This is a genomic window from Pseudomonas sp. 3HC3, assembly GCF_044904505.1.
GTDB classification, from domain to species: domain Bacteria; phylum Pseudomonadota; class Gammaproteobacteria; order Pseudomonadales; family Pseudomonadaceae; genus Aquipseudomonas; species Aquipseudomonas putida_Y.
Genome location: NZ_JADDRH010000005.1, coordinates 197,256 through 212,665, shown reverse-complemented (window position 1 = coordinate 212,665; position 15,410 = coordinate 197,256). Strand labels below are relative to the sequence as shown.

General features: G+C 62.6%; 16 protein-coding genes. 14 read left to right on the top strand and 2 right to left on the bottom strand.

The genetic code is table 11. The features are described 5' to 3' along the window. Window positions 1-7 precede the first annotated feature (7 nt). A complete protein-coding gene (locus tag INQ47_RS11305) occupies window positions 8-598 on the top strand; it encodes an LON peptidase substrate-binding domain-containing protein (RefSeq protein WP_003249708.1) in 591 nt (196 codons plus the stop codon). Window positions 599-709: 111 nt separating this feature from the next. Here the strand turns inward: INQ47_RS11305 and INQ47_RS11300 are convergent, their stop codons facing one another. Both INQ47_RS11300 and INQ47_RS11295 read right to left on the bottom strand, forming a co-directional pair. After that, the gene (locus INQ47_RS11300) at window positions 710-2,026 is read right to left on the bottom strand and encodes a bifunctional DedA family/phosphatase PAP2 family protein (protein ID WP_252460503.1); all 1,317 of its coding nucleotides are present in this window, start codon (window positions 2,024-2,026) and stop codon (window positions 710-712) included. Between the two features lie 2 nt (window positions 2,027-2,028). Further along, window positions 2,029-2,697 carry a DNA-3-methyladenine glycosylase gene (locus tag INQ47_RS11295; protein ID WP_404701700.1) on the bottom strand — a complete coding sequence of 223 codons (669 nt, stop codon included), beginning with the start codon at window positions 2,695-2,697 and terminating at the stop codon, window positions 2,029-2,031. Window positions 2,698-3,026: 329 nt separating this feature from the next. Between INQ47_RS11295 and INQ47_RS11290 the strand changes: the two genes are divergently transcribed. From INQ47_RS11290 to INQ47_RS11230, 13 genes are all read left to right on the top strand, one after another. Beyond that, a complete protein-coding gene (locus INQ47_RS11290) occupies window positions 3,027-4,298 on the top strand; it encodes a glutamate-5-semialdehyde dehydrogenase (RefSeq protein WP_404701699.1) in 1,272 nt (423 codons plus the stop codon). Further along, the gene (gene nadD, locus INQ47_RS11285) at window positions 4,267-4,959 is read left to right on the top strand and encodes a nicotinate-nucleotide adenylyltransferase (RefSeq protein ID WP_404701698.1); all 693 of its coding nucleotides are present in this window, start codon (window positions 4,267-4,269) and stop codon (window positions 4,957-4,959) included. Before INQ47_RS11290 ends, nadD begins: the two co-directional genes overlap by 32 nt. 43 nt (window positions 4,960-5,002) lie before the next feature. Next, on the top strand, window positions 5,003-5,422 hold the full coding sequence (gene rsfS / locus INQ47_RS11280) for a ribosome silencing factor (protein ID WP_003249719.1): 420 nt from the start codon (window positions 5,003-5,005) through the stop codon (window positions 5,420-5,422). A 10-nt stretch (window positions 5,423-5,432) separates the two neighbouring features. Then, window positions 5,433-5,900 (top strand): 23S rRNA (pseudouridine(1915)-N(3))-methyltransferase RlmH, encoded by a 468-nt coding sequence (gene rlmH / locus INQ47_RS11275; RefSeq protein ID WP_003249722.1) that lies wholly within the window; start codon window positions 5,433-5,435, stop codon window positions 5,898-5,900. Window positions 5,901-5,916: 16 nt separating this feature from the next. Then, a complete protein-coding gene (gene mrdA / locus INQ47_RS11270; RefSeq protein WP_252460495.1) occupies window positions 5,917-7,806 on the top strand; it encodes a penicillin-binding protein 2 in 1,890 nt (629 codons plus the stop codon). 38 nt (window positions 7,807-7,844) lie between these two features. Further along, entirely contained in the window at window positions 7,845-8,948 is a 1,104-nt protein-coding gene (gene rodA / locus INQ47_RS11265; RefSeq protein WP_252460523.1) for a rod shape-determining protein RodA, read from the top strand. Window positions 8,949-8,965: 17 nt separating this feature from the next. After that, complete coding sequence (gene mltB / locus INQ47_RS11260; protein ID WP_103443724.1) at window positions 8,966-9,976, top strand: lytic murein transglycosylase B; 1,011 nt, start codon at window positions 8,966-8,968, stop codon at window positions 9,974-9,976. After that, window positions 9,976-10,977, top strand: coding sequence for a septal ring lytic transglycosylase RlpA family protein (locus tag INQ47_RS11255; protein ID WP_252460493.1), 1,002 nt, complete (start codon window positions 9,976-9,978; stop codon window positions 10,975-10,977). Before mltB ends, INQ47_RS11255 begins: the two co-directional genes overlap by 1 nt. A gap of 220 nt (window positions 10,978-11,197) precedes the next feature. Then, complete coding sequence (locus INQ47_RS11250) at window positions 11,198-12,358, top strand: D-alanyl-D-alanine carboxypeptidase family protein (RefSeq protein WP_021784394.1); 1,161 nt, start codon at window positions 11,198-11,200, stop codon at window positions 12,356-12,358. 73 nt (window positions 12,359-12,431) lie between these two features. Further along, on the top strand, window positions 12,432-12,707 hold the full coding sequence (locus INQ47_RS11245; protein ID WP_003249736.1) for a DUF493 domain-containing protein: 276 nt from the start codon (window positions 12,432-12,434) through the stop codon (window positions 12,705-12,707). After that, window positions 12,707-13,354 carry a lipoyl(octanoyl) transferase LipB gene (gene lipB / locus INQ47_RS11240; protein WP_028697854.1) on the top strand — a complete coding sequence of 216 codons (648 nt, stop codon included), beginning with the start codon at window positions 12,707-12,709 and terminating at the stop codon, window positions 13,352-13,354. Before INQ47_RS11245 ends, lipB begins: the two co-directional genes overlap by 1 nt. Before the next feature lie 2 nt (window positions 13,355-13,356). Next, entirely contained in the window at window positions 13,357-14,373 is a 1,017-nt protein-coding gene (lipA, locus tag INQ47_RS11235; protein ID WP_003249742.1) for a lipoyl synthase, read from the top strand. Between the two features lie 96 nt (window positions 14,374-14,469). After that, window positions 14,470-15,408 (top strand): LD-carboxypeptidase, encoded by a 939-nt coding sequence (locus INQ47_RS11230; RefSeq protein ID WP_404701697.1) that lies wholly within the window; start codon window positions 14,470-14,472, stop codon window positions 15,406-15,408. Window positions 15,409-15,410 lie beyond the last annotated feature (2 nt).

Here is a 15,410-nt window from a genome sequence, read left to right as displayed (position 1 = left end):
AGTTGTGATGACGCTACCGCTGTTTCCGCTCAATACCGTGCTGTTTCCTGGCTGCTTTCTCGATTTGCAGATTTTCGAGGCGCGCTACCTGGACATGATCGGGCGCTGCATGAAGCAGGGCGAAGGGTTTGGTGTGGTGTGCATCCTTGAGGGCGAACAAGTCGGCAAGGCGCCGCCGGTGGTCGCCTCGATCGGCTGTGAAGCGGTGATCCGCGACTTCGTGCAGCAGGATAATGGCTTGCTGGGTATTCGCGTCGAGGGCGTGCGGCGCTTCAATCTGGAAAGCTCCGAGGTGCAGAAGGACCAGTTGCTGGTGGGTCAGGTGCAATGGCTGCCGGAGCAGGCCGACAGCCCCTTGCTGGAAGCCGATGACGACCTATTGGCGCTGCTGGTGGCTCTGGGTGAGCACCCCATGGTCGAAGCGCTGGGCATGCCGCGCCCGGTGGACGGGCGTCAGGCGCTGGCCAATCAGCTGGCGTACCTGTTGCCGTTCATGGAAGAAGACAAGTTGGACCTGCTGACTCTCGATTCGCCGCAGCAGCGGCTGGGGGAAATCCAGAAACTGTTGGAGCGGATTCAGGGTGAGTTGTTCGCCTGATGGTTCTGTATTGCCTGTGCCGGCCCCTTCGCGGGTAAATCCGCGCCTACAAGAAGTGCGATCCCCTGCGTAGGAGCGGGTTCACCCGCGAATAGGCCGGCACAGGCGACATCAATATTGATACCTGAGCAACGCCTGAGGCAGCGCATGCATGGCAAAGAACGCCAGCAGCGCCATGCATGCCGGCAACACCAGCCACCATACCCGCAGCGGCAGAGCCGGCAGGGCCTGCTGGCGTTGCGCCAATGTCAGGCTGAGTGCGCACACGCAGCAGGCCAGAAGGGCCCCAGCCAAGATGTCGGTTGGCCAGTGCGCCCCCAGGTACACCCGCGACAGGGCAATCGACAGCGCCGGAATGCATCCCAGCATCACCCAGGTCAGGCGCATCCGTGGTGGCTGCCCACGTCCTGCCAGCACCGCCATCACCAGGAAGAACGCAAACGATGCCGAGCTGTGCCCGCTGGGCATGCTGTAGCTGGTCAGTGGGTCGGTCAATACTTCCGGCCTGGCCCGGGCAAATAGCCATTTCAGTGTGCCGTTGGCGATCGCAGTGCCCATCAAGGCGCCAGCGGCGAAAAATGCGTGTCGCCACTGGCGGGCAAGCAGCAGCAGGCCGGTCAGCAGGCCGCCGAGGAAGAACTGGGTGCGGAAATCGCCTAGCCGTGTCACCAGTACCACGGTGCTGTCAATGGCCTGGCTGCGATGCTCCTGGACCAGTGTCATCACGCCTTGGTCGAACTCATGGAGGTAGGGCCAGCCGAGGAATACACCGGCCAGGGCGATGAAGCTGAGAGCGGCAACCAGCCGAGTGCCGTGTCGCTGGTCTCGCAGGCTGCTGTTCAGGCTCAGGCCGATCAGCACCGCGAGGGCGCCAACGATGATCCCGGCGTCCAGCCAGAAGCCTTCCGGCAGGGGCAGGCGCATGGCGGCGCCGGTGGCCCAGCCGGGTAGCAGGTAGGCTACCGACCAACCGGCACCCGCCAACAGGCTGACGGCGATGAAGCGCGGCAGGGGCATGTCGAACATGCCGGCGACCATTGGCAGCATCGGCCTCAGCGGGCCGATGAAGCGGCCTACCAGCAGGCTGGCGATACCATAACGCTGGAAGTAGCTTTCGGCGCTGCCGATCCATTCCGGATGGTGGCGTAGCAGTGGCAGGCGGCGGATGTTCTGGTGGAAGTACTTGCCCACCGTGTACGACAACGCGTCACCCAGCAGGCCGCCGAGAAAGCCTAGCAGCAGCGTTTCTCCCAAGCTCAGGGCGCCGTTGCCGGCCAGTACTGCAACAGCGAACAGCAGTACGGTACCCGGCACGATAATGCCGGCGATGGCCAGGCATTCGATGCAGGCCACCAGGAAAATCGCCAGGCCAAGCCACTGCGGGTTGGCGCTGAGCCAGCCGGTCAGGCTGTCGAGCCATTGGCCCATGTTCAGCTTCCTTGTTCGAGAATGAAGAAGTCACGGCCTTCGACTTGGCCGCGACGTAACGGGTTCCGTGTGCAGAAACGGGCGTACTCGGCGTCGACGAAGCGGTACGGCAGGTGCTCGTCGCGCCCGTGCGGGATGCCCAGGCGAGCGGCCTGGACCACTCGGGGCACGGCGTTGCCGCAGTCCTCGACGTACAGGCGTTCGGCGTCAAAACGCTGGGCGTCCCAGTGCGGCACTTTCAGGCCAAGGGCCCGGCATAGCAGGGTCTGGCCGGCGCACAGGCGCTCTTGCGGGCGTAGCTTGCCGCTTGCATCGGGGTTGTTCAGTTGCATCTGCGCCAGGCTGTCGGGCCCCGAGAGGATATCCTGCCAAGGATAGGCAGACTTGATCAGCACCGCGTTGCCCGGCCCGTGGGCGCTGAAGTTCAGCGAGTCGCCGCCGCGAGCGTAGTACATGTAGATGTGTCCACCATCCAGGAACAGCGCCTTGCGTTTTTCGGTGTAGCCGAGCGAAGCGTGGCTTCCTTTGTCGGAAAGGTAGTAGGCCTCGGTCTCGATGATCCGCGCGGCCAGCCACAGGTCGCCGTGGCGGTGGCGGATGACCTTGCCCAGCAGGGCCTTGGCCAGGGTCTGGGCGTCGCGGTCGAAAAAGCTGTCGGGCAGGGCTGGCATGCGGGCTGTTCGTGGCTGGAGGGGCAGGGATGATAGCAATGAATGGCTTAATCGAGGCTGAATCGGATGGTGATGTTGGCAGTGTCGGCCCTTTCGCGGGCATGCCCGCTCCCACTGGTGGTGCATAGTTCCAAGCCTTGTGAAATCCCTGTGGGAGCGGGCGCGCCCGCGAAAGGGCCGCAACAGGAGATGGAAATCTCGATAACCCCGGTTACATCTTTCCTACACATTGCCCCATCCATTTTCTACCATCCGCCACCCGCCGCTGGGCGTACACCTGCGCGGCAGTTATAATCAGCCGATTTCCCCTTCGCCAAGACACCGAACCCATGACTGAGTCCGTTCTTGACTATATGACCCGCTTGGGTCGCGCTGCCCGTGAGGCTTCCCGGGTCATTGGCCGTGCCAGCACCGCGCAGAAGAACCGCGCCCTGCAGGCTGCCGCCGACGCGCTGGACGCCGCCCGTGCCGAACTCACCGCTGCCAACGAGCTGGACCTGGCCGCCGGCCGCGCCAGTGGCCTGGAGCCCGCACTGCTCGACCGTCTGGCGCTGACCCCGGCGCGTATCGACGGCATGATCACCGGCTTGCGCCAGGTGGCCAGCCTGCCGGACCCGGTCGGTGCCATCCGCGACATGAGCTACCGCCCATCGGGCATTCAGGTAGGCAAGATGCGTACCCCGCTGGGGGTGATCGGGATCATCTATGAATCGCGCCCGAACGTGACCATCGATGCTGCCAGCCTGTGCCTCAAGTCGGGTAACGCAACCATCCTGCGTGGCGGTTCCGAAGCCATCCATTCCAACCGCGCCATTGCCACCTGCATTCAGCGTGGCCTGGCCGAAGCCGGCCTGCCGGCGGCGGTGGTGCAGGTGGTCGAGACCACCGACCGCGAAGCCGTGGGCGCGCTGATCAGCATGCCGGAATTCGTCGATGTCATCGTGCCGCGCGGTGGCCGTGGCCTGATCGAACGCATCAGCCGCGATGCCCGCGTGCCGGTGATCAAGCACCTGGACGGCATCTGCCACATCTATGTCAGCCAGCATGCCGACCTGGACAAGGCCTGGAATGTGGCCTTCAACGCCAAGACCTACCGCTACGGCATCTGCGGGGCCATGGAAACGCTGCTGGTCGACCAGCAAGTGGCAGAGCGCTTCCTGCCAGAAATGGCCCGCCGCTTCGTCGAGAAGGGCGTGGAACTGCGCGGTTGCGAGCGTACCCAGGCCATCATCAGCGCCAAACCGGCTACCGAAAGCGACTGGCACACCGAATACCTCGATGCGATCCTGTCGATTCGCGTGGTCGACGGCCTGAACCAGGCCATCGAACACATCAACCACTATGGCTCGCATCACACCGACTCGATCATCACCGAACACCAGGGTGAAACCCGCCAGTTCATGGCTGAAGTCGATTCGGCGTCGGTCATGCTCAACACCCCGACCTGCTTTGCCGACGGCTTCGAGTACGGCCTGGGTGCGGAAATCGGTATTTCCACCGACAAGCTACATGCCCGCGGCCCTGTGGGCCTGGAAGGCCTGACCTGCGAGAAGTATGTGGTGATCGGCGATGGCCAGTTGCGCGGCCAGGGGTCCTGCTGAGTTGAGCAAGGCCCAGGCAGTCCGGCGCATCGGCATTCTAGGTGGCACCTTCGACCCCGTGCATATCGGCCACCTGCGCAGCGCGCTGGAAGTGGCCGAGTTCATGGGGCTGGACGAGCTATGCCTGTTGCCCAACGCCCGGCCGCCCCACCGCGACACGCCACAGGTGGCCGCGCAGGATCGTCTGGCCATGGTTCGTGAGGCGGTGCAGGGCGTCGCTTGCCTGAGCGTCGACGCCCGCGAGCTGGAACGTGACAAGCCGTCGTACACCATTGATACGCTGGAATCGATCCGCGCCGAATTGTCCGCTAACGACCAGCTGTTCCTGGTGCTGGGTTGGGATGCCTTCTGTGGCCTGCCCGCCTGGCATCGCTGGGAAGAATTGCTGCAACACTGTCACATCCTGGTACTGCAACGTCCGGATGCCGACGTAGAACCCCCTGACGAGTTGCGCAACCTCTTGGCTGCGCGCTCGGAGAGCGATCCCACCGCCATGTCCGGCCCGGCGGGAAATATTTCGTTCGTCTGGCAGACGCCGCTTGCGGTGTCGGCTACACAGATCCGACAGCTGCTGGCCAGCGGCAGATCGGTGAGGTTCCTGGTGCCGGACGCCGTACTGGCCTATATCGAGGCGCACGAACTGTATCGTGTGCCCAACTGACGGTGCCTCTGGCGCCTCATCCAACGAGTTGAACGAGTTTTATATGACCAAGCAGAAAATTTACGGCGAAGAACTGGTCGCAGTGACCAAGGCAGCGCTGGAAGACGTCAAGGCCCAGGACATCCAGGTCATCGACGTGCGCGACAAGCACAGCCTGACCGACTACATGATCATTGCCACCGGTACCTCCAACCGCCAGATCAACGCGATGGCCGAAAAGGTCCGTGAAGCGGTCAAGGCCAAGGGCGCCCAGCCACTGGGTGAAGAAGGCAAGGGCGACAGCGACTGGGTGCTGCTGGACCTGAACGACGTCATCGTGCACATGATGACCGCCGCTGCCCGCCAGTTCTATGACCTTGAGCGTCTGTGGCAGGGTGCCGAGCAAAGCCGTGCCGCCGATGGCAAGCACCACAGCCCGGACCATGCCCACGAGTACTCCGACAAGCTCAAAGACCGCGAATGAGGAAAGCGCTGTGCGTCTGCGCCTGATTGCGGTTGGCTCGCGCATGCCGAAGTGGGTCGAGGAAGGCTGGCATGAATATGCCAAGCGCCTGCCCGCCGAGCTGTCGCTGGAGCTGGTGGAAATCCCGCTGAACACCCGTGGCAAGAATGCCGATGTCGCCCGCTTGATCCGTCAGGAGGGCGAAGCCATGCTGAGCAAGGTGCAGCCAGGGGAACGCATTGTCACCCTCGAGGTCCATGGCAAGCCCTGGAGTACCGAGCAGCTGGCCACCGAGCTGGACCGCTGGCGCCTGGATGCGCGCACGGTGAATTTGATGGTGGGCGGCCCGGAGGGCCTGGCGCCTGAGGTTTGCGCACGCGCCGAGCAACGTTGGTCGCTGTCGCCGCTGACTTTGCCGCACCCGTTGGTAAGGATACTCATCGGCGAGCAGATCTACCGCGCCTGGACCGTGTTGTCCGGGCACCCTTACCACAAATGAGTCTGTAAGCAGTCCGATGTCGCAGCCGATCCGTCTCAAGGACCACGAGAAAGACGCCCGCCTGGTGCGCAAGCGCGTCGTGGTCGGCGCAGTGGCGATCATGCTGCTTATTTGCGTGCTGATCGCGCGGCTGTACTACCTGCAGATCATCCAGTACGACTACCACTCCACGCTGTCGGAGAACAACCGGGTGCATGTGCAGCCGATCCCGCCGACTCGCGGGCTGATCTTCGACCGCAACGGGGTGATCGTTGCCGACAACCGGCCCAGCTTCAGCCTGTCGATGACCCGCGAACGTGCAGGTAACTGGCAGGAAGTGCTAGATACCATCGTCGAAGTGCTTGAGCTTGACGCTGACGACCGTGCCCTGTTCGAGAAGCGCATGCGCCAAGGCCGCCGGCCATTCGAGCCGGTGCCGATCCTGTTCGAACTCAATGAAGAGCAGATCGCCCGCGTGGCGGTAAACCAGTTCCGCCTGCCGGGTGTGGAAGTGGTGGCCCAGCTGGTGCGGCATTACCCGCAGGGTGCGCATTTCGCCCATTCGGTGGGTTATGTAGGGCGGATCAACGAGAAAGAGCTGAAAACGCTCGACCCGGTGAACTACAGCGGCACTCACCATATCGGCAAGACCGGCATCGAACGCTTCTACGAGGACGCCCTGCACGGCCAGGTGGGTTATGAGGAAGTCGAGACCAACGCCCGTGGCCGCGTGCTTCGGGTGCTCAAGCGCACCGACCCGAAGCCGGGCAAGGACATTGTGCTGAGCCTGGACATCAAGCTGCAGGAGGCTGCCGAAGCCGCCTTGGGAGGCCGGCGTGGTGCAGTGGTTGCGCTCGATCCGCGAACCGGCGAAGTGCTGGCGATGGTGAGTCAGCCGAGCTTCGACCCCAACCTGTTCGTCACCGGCATCAGCTTCAAGGCCTATGGCGAATTGCGCGATTCGATCGATCGGCCGCTATTCAACCGCGTGCTGCGTGGCTTGTACCCGCCGGGTTCGACCATCAAGCCGGCGGTGGCGATTGCCGGCCTGGACAGTGGCGTAGTCAATGCCAGCAGCAGGGTGTTCGACCCGGGCTACTACCAGTTGCCCAACTACGACCATAAATACCGTAACTGGAATCGCTCCGGTGATGGCTGGGTCGACCTGGACACCGCCATCATGCGCTCGAACGACACCTACTTCTATGACCTTGCACACAAGATGGGCATCGATCGGTTGTCCAGCTACATGAACAAGTTCGGTATCGGCCAGCGGGTTTCCCTCGACATGTTCGAGGAGTCTGCCGGGTTGATGCCGTCGCGCGAATGGAAGCGTGCCACCCGTCGCCAGGCCTGGTTCCCCGGCGAAACCCTGATTCTCGGCATCGGCCAGGGCTACATGCAGGCCACGCCGCTGCAACTGGCCCAGGCCACTGCACTGATCGCCAACAAAGGCGTGTGGAACCGCCCGCACCTGGCCAAGACCATCGAAGGCCTGCCGCCGGTAGACGACAACCCGCCGGAAGACATCGTGCTGCGTGACAAGTCTGACTGGGCCAAGGTCACCCATGGCATGGAGCAGGTGATGCACAACGCCCGCGGTACCGCGCGCAAGGCAGCTGCCGGTGCCCAGTACCGCATTGCCGGCAAGAGCGGTACCGCCCAGGTGGTGGCGATCAAGCAGGGCGAGAAGTACGACCGCAACAAACTCCAGGAGCGCCACCGCGACCATGCCCTGTTCGTCGCTTTTGCCCCAGCCGAAGCCCCGAAAATCGTGGTTTCGGTGATGGTCGAGAACGGTGAGTCCGGCTCGGGTGTCGCCGCACCGGTGGTACGCCAGATCATGGACGCCTGGCTGCTCGACGAAAATGGCCGGCTCAAACCCGAGTTCGCGCCAGCCACCGTTACCCAGGAATCGGCCCTGTGATGAACAATTTCGATCGCATGCTCTCCAGCGAGGATGTGATGCGTCGGCGTGCCAGCTTTTTGCAGCGCATCCATATCGACGGCCCCTTGCTGATCATTCTGCTGACCCTTGCAGCCGGCAGCCTGTTCGTACTGTATTCGGCCAGTGGCAAGAACTGGGACCTGCTGCTCAAGCAAGCCACCTCGTTTGGCATCGGCCTGGTGTCGATGTTCGTCATCGCCCAGCTGGAGCCGCGCTTCATGGCGCGTTGGGCGCCGCTGGCCTACCTGGCCGGGGTGCTGTTGCTGGTGGTGGTGGACGTGATGGGCCACAACGCCATGGGTGCCACACGCTGGATCAACATCCCCGGGGTGATCCGCTTCCAGCCTTCGGAATTCATGAAGATCATCATGCCGGCGACCATCGCCTGGTACCTTTCCAAGCGCACCTTGCCGCCACATTTGAAGCACGTGGCGATCAGCCTGGTGCTGATCGGCGTGCCGTTCATGCTGATCGTGCGTCAGCCCGACCTGGGGACCGCGCTGCTGATCCTGGCCTCCGGTGCGTTCGTGCTGTTCATGGGCGGCTTGCGCTGGCGCTGGATCCTCAGCGTGCTGGCGGCAGCAGTGCCCGTCGCGGTGGCAATGTGGTTCTTCGTCATGCACGACTACCAGAAGCAGCGGGTATTGACCTTCCTCGACCCTGAAAGCGACCCGTTGGGGACCGGTTGGAACATCATCCAGTCCAAGGCGGCGATCGGCTCGGGCGGGGTGTTTGGCAAAGGCTGGCTGCTTGGCACACAGTCGCATCTGGACTTTCTGCCGGAAAGCCACACCGACTTCATCATCGCCGTGCTCGGCGAGGAGTTCGGCCTGGTCGGCATCTGCCTGCTGCTGATTGTCTACCTGCTGCTGATCGGCCGTGGCCTGGTGATCACGGCCCAGGCGCAGACCCTGTTCGGCAAGCTGCTTGCGGGCAGTCTGACCATGACCTTTTTTGTATACGTGTTCGTCAATATCGGAATGGTGAGCGGCCTTCTGCCCGTGGTGGGCGTGCCGCTACCTTTCATCAGCTATGGCGGAACATCGTTGGTGACGCTGCTGTCAGCGTTTGGCGTTTTGATGTCGATCCATACGCACCGCAAGTGGATCGCGCAGGTTTGAATAAGGTGAACAATTTCATGCAAGCAGTGCGTAACTGGGCTGCCCGTTGTGCGCCTTGGATTGGTGCGGTGGGCCTGTTCGGCGCTGTACAGCTGGCCCATGCCGGCGAATACGAAGGCTCGCCGCAGGTAGCTGCGTTTGTTGGCGAAATGAGCCGCGACTATGGTTTTGCGCCTGAGCAACTGATGGGCGTGTTTCGTGAGGTGCAGCGCAAGCAGTCGATCCTCGACGCCATATCGCGCCCGGCCGAACGGGTCAAGCCGTGGAAGGACTACCGGCCGATGTTCATCACCGATGCGCGTATCGCTCGCGGTGTGGACTTCTGGCGCCAGCACGAGGCCGTATTGACGCGGGCCGAGCAGGAGTACGGCGTACCTGCGCAGTACATTGTCGCGATCATTGGCGTGGAAACCTTTTTTGGCCGCAATACCGGCAACTACCGGGTGATCGACGCCCTGTCGACGCTGGGCTTCGACTACCCGCCACGTGCCGAGTTCTTCCGCAAGGAGCTGCGTGAGTTCCTGCTGCTGGCCCGCGAGGAGCAACTCGACCCCTTGACGCTCAAGGGCTCGTACGCCGGCGCCATGGGCCTGCCGCAGTTCATGCCAAGCAGCTTCCGCAACTACGCGGTGGACTTCGACGGGGACGGCCATATCAATATCTGGAACAACCCTGACGATGCCATCGGCAGCGTGGCCAGCTACTTCAAGCGCCACGGTTGGGTTGCCGGGGAAGGAGTCGTCAGTCGCGCCAGGGTGGAAGGTGAGCGCGCCGACGAAGGCCTGACCACCGGCATCGAACCGGTGAAAACGGTAGGGGAGTTGCGCACGCTTGGCTGGTCGGTTCATGATTCCCTGCGCGATGATCTGCCGGTTACCGCCTTCCGTCTCGAGGGCGAGAGTGGCCCTGAATACTGGATGGGCCTGAAAAACTTCTACGCGATCACTCGCTACAACCGCAGCGTGATGTATGCCATGGCGGTACATCAGCTTGCGGAACAGCTGGTTCAAGTACGGGGCGTCAAGTAATGCGCGCAATCATCTCTGGCAACTCTTTCAAGCTGCTCACCTGCCTCGCTGTCGGCGTGGTGCTGGCCAGCTGCTCCTCCAATCGACCGACCCAGCAAAGCAGTGGCAGCGTCGTGCGTAGCCAGCCCGGCCTGGACATCAACCGGGCGCACAAGGACGGCGCACCGTGGTGGGACGTGGATGTGAACAAGATCCCCGATGCCACACCGACCGTGCACACCGGTAACTACAAGGCCAACCCGTACACCGTGCTTGGCAAGACCTACTACCCGATGCAGGACTCGCGCAACTATCGCGCCGAGGGTACGGCGTCGTGGTATGGCACCAAGTTCCACGGGCAGAACACTGCCAACGGTGAGCTGTACGACCTGTATGGCATGAGCGCAGCGCACAAGACCCTGCCACTGCCGGCCTATGTGCGGGTGACCAACCTGGCGAACGGCCGCAGCGTGATCCTTCGCGTGAACGACCGCGGCCCGTTCTATTCCGACCGAATCATCGACTTGTCCTATGCTGCGGCGAAAAAGCTCGGCTATGCCGAGATCGGCACCGCGCACGTGCGCGTCGAGGGTATCGATCCGAAGCAGTGGTGGGCTCAGCGTGGCCAAACGCCGCCGATGGTGTTGAAGGAGCCGCAAGTGGCGCAGACCCAGGCAATACCGGCCAGCACCGGGCGTGTCGAGCAATGGACCCCGCCGCCACAACAACACGCAGCGGCAGTGGTACCGGTGCAAGTGGGTGGCAACAACGTGCCCGGCGGCAACGCTGGCAGTTTCTTGCAGGTAGGCGCTTTCGCCAACCCTGACGCTGCCGAGTTGCTGCGCGCCAAGCTCAGCACCATGGTCAGTGCTCCCGTGTTCATCAGCTCGATCGTGCGTAACCAGCAGACCCTGCACCGCGTGCGCCTTGGGCCGATCGGAAGCCAGGGCGAGATCCAGCAAGCGCAAGACAGCATTCGCCTGGCGAACTTGGGGCAGGCCAAGCTGGTCACAGCAGACTGACTGTGGGAGCGGGCGCGCCCGCGAAGACGGCAACACCAAACTGTCGGTTTTGTCATGAATTGCCGGGCTCGGCCATGTACAATGACAGCTTTTGCCCGCAGCGACATAAAGCCGCACTGTCGCGGGCCAGGCCAACGGCCATAAAACTAGACTGACTGGCGCTGGGCACATGATCTTGCCCAGGGAACATCTCAGACCATTAGCGATTTTCGAGAGACGGATGAACATCACCAACCTTGCCAAACGACTTTGCCTGCCTGTACTGCTGCTGATCACGCCTGCCGCCTTCGCGGCGGAGCAGATGACGCCGGCGCCACCGCAACTGGCCGCCAAGTCCTACGTACTCATGGACGCGTCCAGCGGCAACGTGCTGGTCGAGAACAACGGTGACGAGCGTCTGCCGCCAGCCAGCCTGACCAAGCTGATGACCGCCTACATCGCGACCCTGGATATCCGCCGCGGCCAGATCGGTGAAAGTGACCCGGTTACCGTCAGCGAAAACGCATGGCGTACCGGCGGTTCGCGCATGTTCATCAAGGTTGGCAGCCAGGTATCGGTCAGCGACCTGCTGCACGGCATCATCATCCAGTCCGGTAACGACGCCTCGGTCGCTTTGGCCGAGCATATCGCCGGCAGCGAAGACGCCTTCGCCGACATGATGAACAAGACGGCTGCCGACCTGGGCATGACCAACAGCCACTTCATGAACCCGACCGGCCTGCCGAACCCCGAGCACTACTCGTCGGCGCACGACATGGCGACCCTGGCCCGTGCGATCATCAACGTCGATCCGGCTCACTACGCCATCTACTCGCAGAAAGAGTTCTTCTGGAACAATATCAAGCAGCCTAACCGCAACCTGCTGCTGTGGCGTGACAAGACCGTCGATGGCCTGAAAACCGGTCACACCGACGAAGCCGGCTACTGCATGGTGGCTTCGGCCGTTCGTGATGGCCAGCGCCTGATCGCCGTGGTCTTCGGAACCAACAGCGAACAATCGCGTGCTGCCGAAACCCAGAAGCTGCTGACCTACGGTTTCCGCTTCTTCGAAACCCAGACCTTCTACCAGAAGGGCACCGAGCTGACCCAGGCGCCGGTCTGGAAGGGCGCTACCAGCCAAGTCAAGGCTGGCCTGGCTGACGACCTGACCATGACTATGCCTAAAGGCCAATTGAAGCGCCTGCAGGCTTCGATGACCATGAACCCGCAGCTCACCGCACCGATCGCCAAAGGTGACGTGATCGGCAAAGTGGAAGTCAAACTGGACGAGAAAGTGGTTCACAGCGCCGACCTGATCGCCCTTGATGGCGTCGAGGAAGGTGGTTTCTTCCGCCGTATGTGGGATAGCATCCGTCTATTCTTCTACGGGTTGTTCAACTGATACGTGACCTGCATGCCCCCGCGCATACCGCGGGGGTGTTGTTGTTGCCACGGCTTACGAGGCCGTTTCCGCCATGAGCGAACCAGACGTCAAGTCGCACAAGATCGAATTCCCTTGCGACGATTACCCGATCAAGGTCATCGGTGACACCGTTGTCGGTTTCAAGGACACGGTCATCGAGATTCTCAGCAAGCACGCCAAAGTCGACCTTTCTACCCTGGCCGAGCGCCAGAGCAAGGAAGGCAAGTACACCACCGTGCAATTGCACATCGTTGCCGAAAGCGAGAACCAGCTGCACGATATCAACAGCGCCCTGCGCGCTACCGGCATCGTGAAAATGGTGCTCTGATGCCCGCCTGTCTCGGTTTTCGCGATCTTGGCCTGCAGCCCTACGAACCGGTGCTTGAGGCCATGCGTCGTTTTACCGAGCAGCGTAGCCCGGACAGCCAGGATGAAATCTGGCTGGTCGAGCACCCTTCGGTCTTCACCCAGGGGCAGGCCGGCAAGGCCGAGCACCTGCTGGTGCCGGGCGACATCCCGGTGGTGCAGACCGACCGCGGCGGCCAGGTCACCTACCATGGCCCCGGTCAGTTGGTGGCCTACCTGCTGCTGGATGTGCGCCGGCTGGGCTTTGGTGTGCGTGAGCTGGTCAGCCGTATCGAGCAGGCCCTCATCGACCTGCTCGCCAGCTATGCTGTTCAGGCGTCTGCCAAGCCCGATGCCCCGGGTGTCTATGTCGACGGAGCGAAAATTGCCTCCCTCGGCCTGCGAATTCGCAACGGCCGTTCGTTTCACGGCCTTGCCCTGAACGTGGACATGGACCTTGCGCCATTCCGCCGAATCAACCCCTGCGGCTATGCGGGGCTGGCGATGACCCAGCTGCGCGATCTGGCAGGCCCGATCGAACTCGACGAGGTCAGGACAAGGCTGCGCGGACAGCTGGTCAAGCACCTCGACTACGCTGAGCAGACGACCCTCACGGGCGGAATCGACTGAATATGACAACTGTGCAAGAAGCCGTGCCGAACCTGATACCTACCCAGGATGCCACCCCGCGCCCAGCGCCGAAGAAGGTGGAAGCTGGGGTCAAGCTGCGTGGCGCCGACAAGGTCGCGCGCATCCCGGTGAAGATCATCCCTACCGACGAGCTGCCAAAGAAGCCCGACTGGATTCGCGTGCGTATCCCGGTGTCGCCCGAGGTAGACCGCATCAAGCAACTGCTGCGCAAGCACAAACTGCACAGCGTGTGCGAAGAGGCCTCCTGCCCGAACCTGGGCGAATGCTTCTCGGGTGGTACCGCCACCTTCATGATCATGGGTGACATCTGCACCCGTCGTTGCCCGTTCTGCGACGTTGGCCACGGCCGACCGAAGCCGCTGGATCTGGACGAGCCGAAAAACCTGGCGGTTGCCATTGCCGACCTGCGCCTGAAGTACGTGGTGATCACCTCGGTGGACCGCGACGACCTGCGTGACGGTGGTGCCCAGCACTTTGCTGACTGCATCCGGGAAATCCGCGCGCTGTCGCCAGGCGTGCAGTTGGAGACCTTGGTGCCGGACTACCGTGGCCGTATGGACGTTGCCCTGGAAATCACCGCGCAAGAGCCGCCGGATGTGTTCAACCACAACCTCGAGACCGTACCGCGCCTGTACAAGGCCGCGCGCCCGGGTTCGGACTATGACTGGTCGCTGGACCTGCTGCAGAAGTTCAAGCAGTTGGTGCCGCACGTACCGACCAAGTCGGGCCTGATGCTCGGCCTGGGTGAAACCGACGAGGAAGTGATCGAAGTGATGCACCGCATGCGCGAGCATGACATCGACATGCTTACCCTCGGCCAGTACCTGCAGCCGTCGCGCAGCCACTTGCCGGTGCAGCGTTTCGTTCACCCGGACACCTTTGCCTGGTTTGCCGAGGAAGGTTACAAGATGGGCTTCAAGAACGTTGCTTCTGGCCCGCTGGTGCGTTCTTCGTACCACGCCGACCAGCAGGCTCACGAAGCCAAAATCAAGCTCTGAGCTATGCTCTAGCCAAGAGCAGAGCCACATATGCCGATGCACGCCCAAGGGCGGCATCGGCATTTTTGTTTGTGTCCCATGCTGCAAGGAGCCGCGATGTATTGCGCCAAAACCTTCCAACCCACCCTGCCAGCCGCGCTGCCGGCCAACGCATGCTTTGCCATTGTCGCCCCGGCGGGCGCGGCGCGGCTTGATGCGCACAAGGTCAGCCAGTGGTTCGTTGACCGCGGCTACCGTTGCAGTATTTACCCGGGTGCCCTGCAGGCGCAGGGCTACCTGGCGGGGCCGGACCAGCAACGCCTGCAGGACTTGCACGCAGCCTTTGCCGATCCGGCCATTGACGCCATTCTGTGCATGCGTGGGGGTTACGGCAGCATGCGCCTGCTTGACCAGCTCGATTTCGAACTGATCCGGCGTAACCCCAAGCCGCTGATCGGCTACAGCGACATCACCGCGCTGCATACAGCGATCTACCGGCATACCGGACTGGTGACCTTCCATGGTGGGATGCTCAATGCCGACCTGCTGGGGGCCAAGTTGCCACCGACCGAGTCCTCGTTGTTGGCGCAGCTGGGTGGGCTTGTGAGGGCAGGCGAGCAGGTCGTGCACCCGGAGGGTTTCGCTTTGGACAGTGTGCTACCGGGGGTAGCCAGCGGGCCGCTGCTGGGTGGCAACCTGTCGATGCTGGGTGCGACCATCGGGACGCTTGCCGAGCTGGATACCCAGGGCTGCATCCTGTTCATCGAGGACGTCAACGAGCCGCTGTACAGGGTGGATCGGCTGCTGACCCAGTTACGCCTGGCAGGCAAGCTGGAGGGGATCAAAGGCGTGCTGGTGGGCGACTTTGCCGGGATTACCACAGCGGCGCTGACGCCGTTGCTGGAGGATATGTTTGCACCGCTGGGGGTGCCGGTGCTGGCGGGCTGGCGCAGCGGGCATTGTGACCCGAATGTATGCTTGCCGCTGGGGGCTCGGGTGAGGCTGGACAGTGGTCAGCAAACACTGGTGCTGGAGCAGGATCTGTTCAGGGCATGAAA